The following is a 6,955-nucleotide window of genomic DNA, read 5'->3' on the forward strand; positions in this document are numbered from 1 at the left end:
AAATTCCAAATCCCAAGCACCAATTACCAAATAAGCACCAATTACCAGGCACCAAATTCCAAACAAAACCGTTTGATCATTGGGATTTGGTGCTTGGAATTTGTCGAATGGTTCGATTTTTTAAAACAGGGTCCACTTCGCCATCGTGAGGGCGTCTCGGACCGAGGAGGTGGTGGTGAGCGCCACCGTGGGCTCGAAGCCGCAGTGGCACATGCAGTTTGCGCAGCGGGGGTCGCGGCCGGGGCCGTATCTCTCCCAGTCCACGTCGTTCATGAACCCGTCGAATGTCTCGTGGTGGCCGTCGGTGATGAGGTAGCAGGGCGCCTTCCAGCCGCAGACGTTGTAGGTGACGTTGCCCCACGGGGTGCAGGGGTAGTCGCGCCTGCCTGCGGCGAAGTCCAGAAAGAGAGGTGTCTGCCAGATCCTCTTTCCGCGGCCGGTCTCCCGGAGCTCGGTGAACTTCTCCTTGATGGCCTCTCTGGTGAGAAAGACCGACCGGTCCTCGACGTCCGAATAGTCGAAGCCGGGCGAGACGAGCATGCCGTCCACGCCGAGGCCCTCGAGGTATTCGAACAGCGCCTTTATCTCCCCGGTGTCGGTCTGCGTGTAGATCGTCGTGTTGGTGCAGACGGTGAACCCCGCCTTTTTCGCCGCGACGATGCCCGCGACCGCGCGGTCGAACGCCCCCCTTTTCTCCACTATCATGTCGTGCGTCGCAGCCAGGGCGTCTATGTGCACGTTGATGTTGAAGCGTCTGTGGGGCGTAAAGAGGGGGAGCTTTTCCTCGAGAGCCCAGCCGTTTGTGCAGAGGTAGACCACCCGGTTGCGCTCGAGCGTCTTCTCCACGAGGGCGGATATCTCCGGGTATATCAGCGGCTCGCCGCCGCATATCGAGACCACCGGAGCCCCGCAGTCCTCCACCGCCTTGAGGGACTGCTCCAGGGAGAGCATGCGCGACATCTGTGCCTTGTACTCCCTGATCCTGCCGCAGCCGGAGCAGGTGAGGTTGCAGGCGTGCAGCGGCTCGAGCATGAGAACCAGTGGGAAGCGCTTTACGCCCCGGCCCTTCATCCGGCCGATGTAGCGGGCGATCGAGACGGTCTGTCCGAGCGGGAATCGCATACAGGCGGGCCTCTCTAGCACGGAGGTCCGGCAAATACAATCCATAGTTGAAGTTTCGGTCAGGAGTGCTATTTCAGCGCCATGGCACCACATGGCCGGCCCTCAGCCATCGCCGCCCTCGCGCTCTACGGAGCTGCCGGCCTTGCGCTGGCCGCCTCGGCGGTCGCGGGGCTGGTCCTGGGCGATTATATCGACCGCAGGGCGGGCAGCGGCCCGTGGGGCGCCGCGACGGGCCTCGTGCTGGGATTTGCCGCAGGTCTTGCGAACCTCATAAGGACGGTGCGCAGGATGGAGAGCGGAAAGGGGGACCATGACGGCAAAGGCAGGTGATGTCAGGGGAGTGGTCCTGCGCGTGCTCGCCTTAACGGCGGCGCTGGCGGCGGCAGCGGTCGCCGCTGCAATACTGTTCTCCACGCAAAGGACCGCCCTGTCGCTGGGGGCAGGCGCTGTCATCGGCGCACTCTCCTTCGTGGCCCTCGCGGCGTCGATATCCTGCTCGGCAGGCTCGCGCCGCATGGGCGTCAGAGCGGCGCTGATCACAGGGCTTTGTATGCTCAAGCTCGCGGCAATAGGCGCCCTGCTGTGGTGGCTGGTCAGCAGGGCCGTGGTGGATCCCCTCTCGTTCCTCATGGGGTTCACGGCGGTGGTGGCGGCGCTCATCATCGAGGGGCTGCGCGCGGCCTTCGCGAACAAGGGGGCGGGGACTTGACCTACGAACCCTCCATACTTGGCTGGATGGCCGACCACCTCGGCACGCCGAGGAGCTGGGACGGCCCCTATCGCCACGTCGTCACCGCCGCCTTCGTGGCCCTGACGCTGATCGGCGCCGGCCTCATCGTCCGGAAAAAGCTCAAGGACGTGCCGGCGAGGCTCATACCGGATGGCAGGGTCACGCTTTCCAACCTGTTCGAGCTGATCAGCGAGGCGCTCCTTCGGCTCATGGAAGACCTCATGGGGCCTGGGGCAAAGAAACACCTGCCGTTCGTGGGGGCGCTTTTCATCTACCTTCTCGTCTCCGACCTCATAGGCGTGATCCCCGGATTTTTCCCCCCCACCGAGAACATAAACACCAACCTCGGGTGCGCCGTCGTCGTCTTCATCTACTACAACTACACCGGGATCAGGGAGCAGGGGCTCAAGGGCTACCTGAGGCACATGGCGGGCCCCGTCATCTGGCTCGCGCCGCTGCTGTTCATGGTGGAGGTGGTCAGCCACGTGGTCAGGCCTGTGTCTCTGTCGATCAGGCTCATGGGCAACGTGGCGGGCGATCACCTCGTGGTCGGCATCTTCTCGGAGCTGATGCCTTTTCTTGTGCCCATCGCCTTCATAGCTCTGAGCATTTTCATCTCGACAATGCAGGCATTTGTCTTCACACTGCTTTCCATAGTATACATACATCTGGCGTCCGGGGACGAGGCCTGAGATCGACGGGCCGCGCGGCGCCATGGAACGGAGGTAGGAGATGAAGAGAGTTGCGGCGTTTCTATCCTTCACCCTGGCGTTCATGATCTCCGCCTGTGCGCACGCGCAGGGGATGGCGGGGGCGGCCTCGGCAGACGAAGGCATGCTCAAGGTTGCGCTTGCCATAACCTCGGGCCTGACCATCATGGTCGCGGTGCTGGGCGGGGCCATGGCACAGAGCAGGGCCGCGTCCGTCACCCTCGAGGGGATCGCGCGCAACCCGGAGGCGGCTAGCAAGGTCATGACCCCCATGATCATCGCGCTCGCGCTCATCGAGTCGCTGGTGATCTACGCGCTCGTCATCGCGTTCCTGCTGCAGGGGAAAATTTAAAGCTACAGGCTGCTTCGGGTCATGTAAGCGTGGCTTTCGGACCATTCCCTCCGTCGCTGGCGCACGTCGCTCGCTATTCGTTGTCAAAAAACCGTTAGCGTCATGCGGCTTGAATGTCTTCCTCGCGTCAGCCTTCAAGCCGCGACGCCAATCGGTTTTTTGACTTCCGAATACGCTCGTCTCGTAAACGCGCCTTAATGCGACTTTCGGGAATGGTCCGAAAGCCACGCAAAGGCACTATCCGAAGCTGCATGTGGCTTGGTAGAACAAGAAAAGAAAAAGGCCGGGGTTTCATGCCCCGGCCTTTGATCGGATCGGTCCTGATTCTATGCGATATCGCCCATTGCAGGGAACCCCGGCAGGTCTTTGCCCTCGTTCATCTTTGCGTTGATGACCGGCGAAGCGAACGCGGTGCAGAGGCCGACCGCGGAGTTCGTAAAAAATACTGCTGACGCACCGATACCGATAAGGGTGCCGCCGGCCCATCCATAAAACCAGTTAAGGGCGACGGCCAGTCTGCTGACGTCCGCGTCCACATCCAGGTTTTCATTGACCGTGCCTGATTCGACGCCCTCCCTCGATGAGAGATCTGAAAAGCCGGAGCCAAGCTCCACGTCTCCGAAGTTTCTGGTGAGAATGCCCTCCGGCTCATTCCTGAGGGTGTGACAACGCGGGTCGTACAGCAGCGCCTCGAATCTGTCGAGCAGCCCGTCGTTTGCCGGACAGACGATGTCGTCCTGATCGAGTACCCCCTCAATCATTCCGGAATCATAGACGACCGTGCCGTTTTCCGATCTCATCGACTGCGTGCCCGGCTTGATCGTTACATCGTCCCACAGGATGCTCATCTTACGCTCCTTGTCCGCCCTAGATGCGCTTGACACTGTTATTATCGGCAATTGGGAGGGCAATAGTTGCGCGATCGTTAAAAATGCTAATAGCTCAATATTATCAACTAAATATCTATTTCTGGCGTCTGGCTTCTAGCGTCTGGCTTCTCAGCTTCTTCTTCCTCATGTGCGGCGGGAGGGGGCGGGCCTCGTTGATCGGCTTGCCTGAGAGCTCGAGGATGATGTCGAAGTCGTCGGCAGCATTGGTGTCTCGAAGGATCGCCTTTGAGCGCACCCTCTCGCCGCACTTCACGCACTGGTGCAGGATCACGTACTGCTTCCTGGTGTGCGTGTAGATCCCGATGGGCCGCATCATCCCGCGGCAAGGATTGGCGCGGTCGCCGGGGTTTCGGTCCACGTGCATGGACCAGAGGCAGCGCGGGCAGTGGTTGCGAGGGGTTGTCTGCGCGGTCGGCGGGACCTCTGCCCCGCAATGGCCGCACAGAAAGCCCTCGTTGACGACCTGGAACCGCTTTGTCTTGAGCCCTGATTTTTCCGCCATGATCGCCTTCCTGCGAACATATCACAGGGAGATCGCCCTGCAAAGGAGCCGCGAAAGGGGCGTGCTGCTGGACAAAGCGCGCATCATAATCTAATCTAAGCCGCAAACGGAAAGAGGGGGTTCAGATGGCATGGAAGAGGGTGAGCGATCAGTCGCTGAGGTGGCAGCCTGAAAGAGGGCTCCAGGCGGTGTTCAAGAGCCCGGACCGGATAAAGCCCACGGAGGCCATAGTCGGCCAGCGCAGGGCGGTCGAGGCGCTCAAGATGGGGCTCAAGCTCTATCAGACCGGCTTCAACGTCTACGTCGCGGGTATGGCCGGCACCGGGAGGATGACCACCATACGCCGCGCGCTCAAGCAGCTCGGGAAGCAGAAGGCCGAGGTCCCGGACCGGTGCTACGTCTACAACTTCCTGGACCCGTCCCAGCCGGTGCTGCTCACGTTCCCCTGCGGCAAGGGACGGTCGTTTCGCGACGACATGAGCGAGCTGGTCCGCGTGCTCAGGGCCGAGATACCCAAGGCCGTCGAGTCGCCTCACGTTCAGCGGGAGCGTGAGCTCATCATCGAGCGCTACCAGCGCGAGGAGAAGAGGCTGTTCGAGGATTTCGCCGAGCATCTCAAGAAGGAGGGGTTCGCGCTCGTCCAGCTGCAGGAGGGGGGGTTCGTCGCCCCTACGGTGTTCCCCATCGTGGGGAACGAGGCGGTCTCCATCGACTACCTGGACAACCTCGTCAAGGACGGAAAGATGACCGCGGAGGAGCGCGACGCCAAGAACCGCCGCTACAAGGAGCTGATGGGCGAGCTCAAGCGCGTGCTCACCAAGGCGCGCTCCCTGGGCAAGGAGATGCACCTGGCGCTGGACAGGCTCATGCAGCGCTCCGGCTCCGCGGTCCTCGACGGCCTCATGGACGACCTGCGCGGCCGATACGCGGACGAGAAGGTCCGCAAGTACCTCCTCAGGGTCAAGGGCCACATACTCAAGAACCTGGACGTCTTCGTGGGCAAGAGGGAGGACGAGCGCCAGCAGGGGGTGATCGTGCTCGGGCCACAGCGCCAGGAGGACCACTTCTGGTACTACGAGGTCAACCTCCTCTACGACCAGACGCAGGATTCCAAGGGTGACGGCGAGGTCCCCATCGTCGAGGAGAGCAACCCCAGCTACGTGAACATCTTCGGCGCGACAGAATACAACATAGGGCCGGGCAACTACTGGACCACCGACTTCCGCCACATCAAGGCCGGCTCGCTGCTCCGCGCCGACGGCGGGTACATAATCGTCAACGCGCTCGACATCCTGCGCCGTCCGATCGTCTGGGACATGCTCAAGCGCGTGCTGAAGAAGGAAGAGCTGATAATCCAGCAGCCGGAGTCTTATCTGCAGTTCGCGCCGCTGACCATCAAGCCCGAGCCCATCAAGCTGTCCGTCAAGGTCATCATGGTGGGCCCCTCGTGGCTCTACAGGCTGCTGTACGCCTACGAGGAGGACTTCGCCAAGACGTTCAAGGTGCTCGCCGACTTCGACGTGACCATGCCGCTCTCCTCCGACTCCATCGAGAGGTTCGCGTCGGTGCTCCGCTCCGTCTGCGGCAGGGGCAAGCTCAAGAGCTTCTCGCCCGAGGGGCTGGTGGCGATGGTCGAGTACGGCATCGAGGAGGCCGGCCAGCGCGACAGGATATCCACCCGCTTCTCCTACATCACCGACGTGCTGCGCGAGGCGGACTACTGGGCCGGTCAGGACGGCGGCGACCTGATCGAGCGAAAGCACGTGGAGCGCGCGATCGACGCCAAGCGCGAGAGGCACCGCCTCACCGAGGAGCACGTGCAGCGGCTCATCGAGGAGGGGGTCATCCTCATCGACTCGAAGGGGACCCGCATCGGCCAGATCAACGGGCTGTCGGTCTATCAGATCGGGCACGTGAGCTTCGGCAAGCCCTCCAGGGTCACCGCGACCACGGCGATAGGCAAGGACGGGGTCATAAACATCGAGCGAGAGGCCAAGATGTCGGGGCCGACCCACGACAAGGGAGTGTACATCCTCACCGGCTACCTCAGGCACAAGTACTCGCAGCGCGAGCCGCTGAACCTCACCGCCTCTCTCTGCTTCGAGCAGTCCTACGGCGGCATCGACGGGGACTCCGCTTCCTCCACCGAGATCTACTGCATACTCTCTTCGCTCTCCGGCGCGCCGATCAGGCAGGACCTCGCGGTCACGGGTTCGGTCAACCAGCTCGGCGACATCCAGCCGATCGGCGGGGTCAACGAGAAGATCGAGGGGTTCTACGACGTCTGCAAGGCACAGGGGCTCACCGGCACGCAGGGCGTGATGATACCGGTGCAGAACGAGAGGCACCTGATGCTCAGGAAGGACGTGGCAGAGGCGGTGCGCAAGGGCCGCTTCCACATCTATTCGGTGGCCAACATCGACGACGGCATCGAGCTGCTGATGGGGAGGCCGGCCGGCAAGGCGGACAGGAAGAACGAATACCCGGTCGAAAGCGTCCACGGCATGGTGGTCAAGAGGCTGCGCGAGATGAACGAGTCGATCGCCAAGCTCATGGAGAAGGGCGTGGCAAAGGCGCTGCACGACGAGGAGGCAAAGGACAAGAAGGTTGAGGCGAAGGTTAAGGCTAAGGTTAAGGCTAAGGCTAAGG

At 62.0% G+C, this 6,955-nt stretch carries 8 protein-coding genes; 5 read left to right on the forward strand and 3 right to left on the reverse strand.

The window, feature by feature from the left end:
- Positions 1 to 120: 120 nt before the first annotated feature.
- On the reverse strand, positions 121 to 1,122 hold the full coding sequence (gene hpnH, locus JXA24_00615; GenBank protein ID MBN1282258.1) for an adenosyl-hopene transferase HpnH: 1,002 nt from the start codon (positions 1,120 to 1,122) through the stop codon (positions 121 to 123).
- A gap of 81 nt (positions 1,123 to 1,203) precedes the next feature.
- On the opposite strand from hpnH, the gene JXA24_00620 reads away from it, so the two are divergent.
- The 4 genes from JXA24_00620 (at position 1,204) to atpE (ending at position 2,914) form a co-directional block, all read left to right on the forward strand.
- Entirely contained in the window at positions 1,204 to 1,452 is a 249-nt protein-coding gene (locus JXA24_00620) for an AtpZ/AtpI family protein (protein MBN1282259.1), read from the forward strand.
- Complete coding sequence (locus JXA24_00625) at positions 1,433 to 1,831, forward strand: hypothetical protein (protein ID MBN1282260.1); 399 nt, start codon at positions 1,433 to 1,435, stop codon at positions 1,829 to 1,831. The genes JXA24_00620 and JXA24_00625 overlap by 20 nt, the downstream gene beginning before the upstream one ends.
- Complete coding sequence (gene atpB, locus JXA24_00630; GenBank protein MBN1282261.1) at positions 1,828 to 2,544, forward strand: F0F1 ATP synthase subunit A; 717 nt, start codon at positions 1,828 to 1,830, stop codon at positions 2,542 to 2,544. Before JXA24_00625 ends, atpB begins: the two co-directional genes overlap by 4 nt.
- A 142-nt stretch (positions 2,545 to 2,686) precedes the next feature.
- Positions 2,687 to 2,914 carry an ATP synthase F0 subunit C gene (gene atpE / locus JXA24_00635; protein ID MBN1282262.1) on the forward strand — a complete coding sequence of 76 codons (228 nt, stop codon included), beginning with the start codon at positions 2,687 to 2,689 and terminating at the stop codon, positions 2,912 to 2,914.
- A 326-nt stretch (positions 2,915 to 3,240) separates the two neighbouring features.
- On the opposite strand, the gene JXA24_00640 is transcribed toward atpE, so the two are convergent.
- Positions 3,241 to 3,762 (reverse strand): hypothetical protein, encoded by a 522-nt coding sequence (locus JXA24_00640; GenBank protein MBN1282263.1) that lies wholly within the window; start codon positions 3,760 to 3,762, stop codon positions 3,241 to 3,243.
- 115 nt (positions 3,763 to 3,877) lie between these two features.
- Positions 3,878 to 4,306 carry an RNHCP domain-containing protein gene (locus tag JXA24_00645; protein ID MBN1282264.1) on the reverse strand — a complete coding sequence of 143 codons (429 nt, stop codon included), beginning with the start codon at positions 4,304 to 4,306 and terminating at the stop codon, positions 3,878 to 3,880.
- Positions 4,307 to 4,431: 125 nt separating this feature from the next.
- Between JXA24_00645 and JXA24_00650 the strand changes: the two genes are divergently transcribed.
- Positions 4,432 to 6,955 (forward strand): AAA family ATPase (locus JXA24_00650; protein ID MBN1282265.1); only part of this gene is annotated, 2,524 nt, incomplete at its 3' end.

This window comes from Pseudomonadota bacterium (assembly GCA_016927275.1).
In the GTDB taxonomy this organism is placed as follows: Bacteria; UBA10199; UBA10199; order 2-02-FULL-44-16; family JAAZCA01; genus JAFGMW01.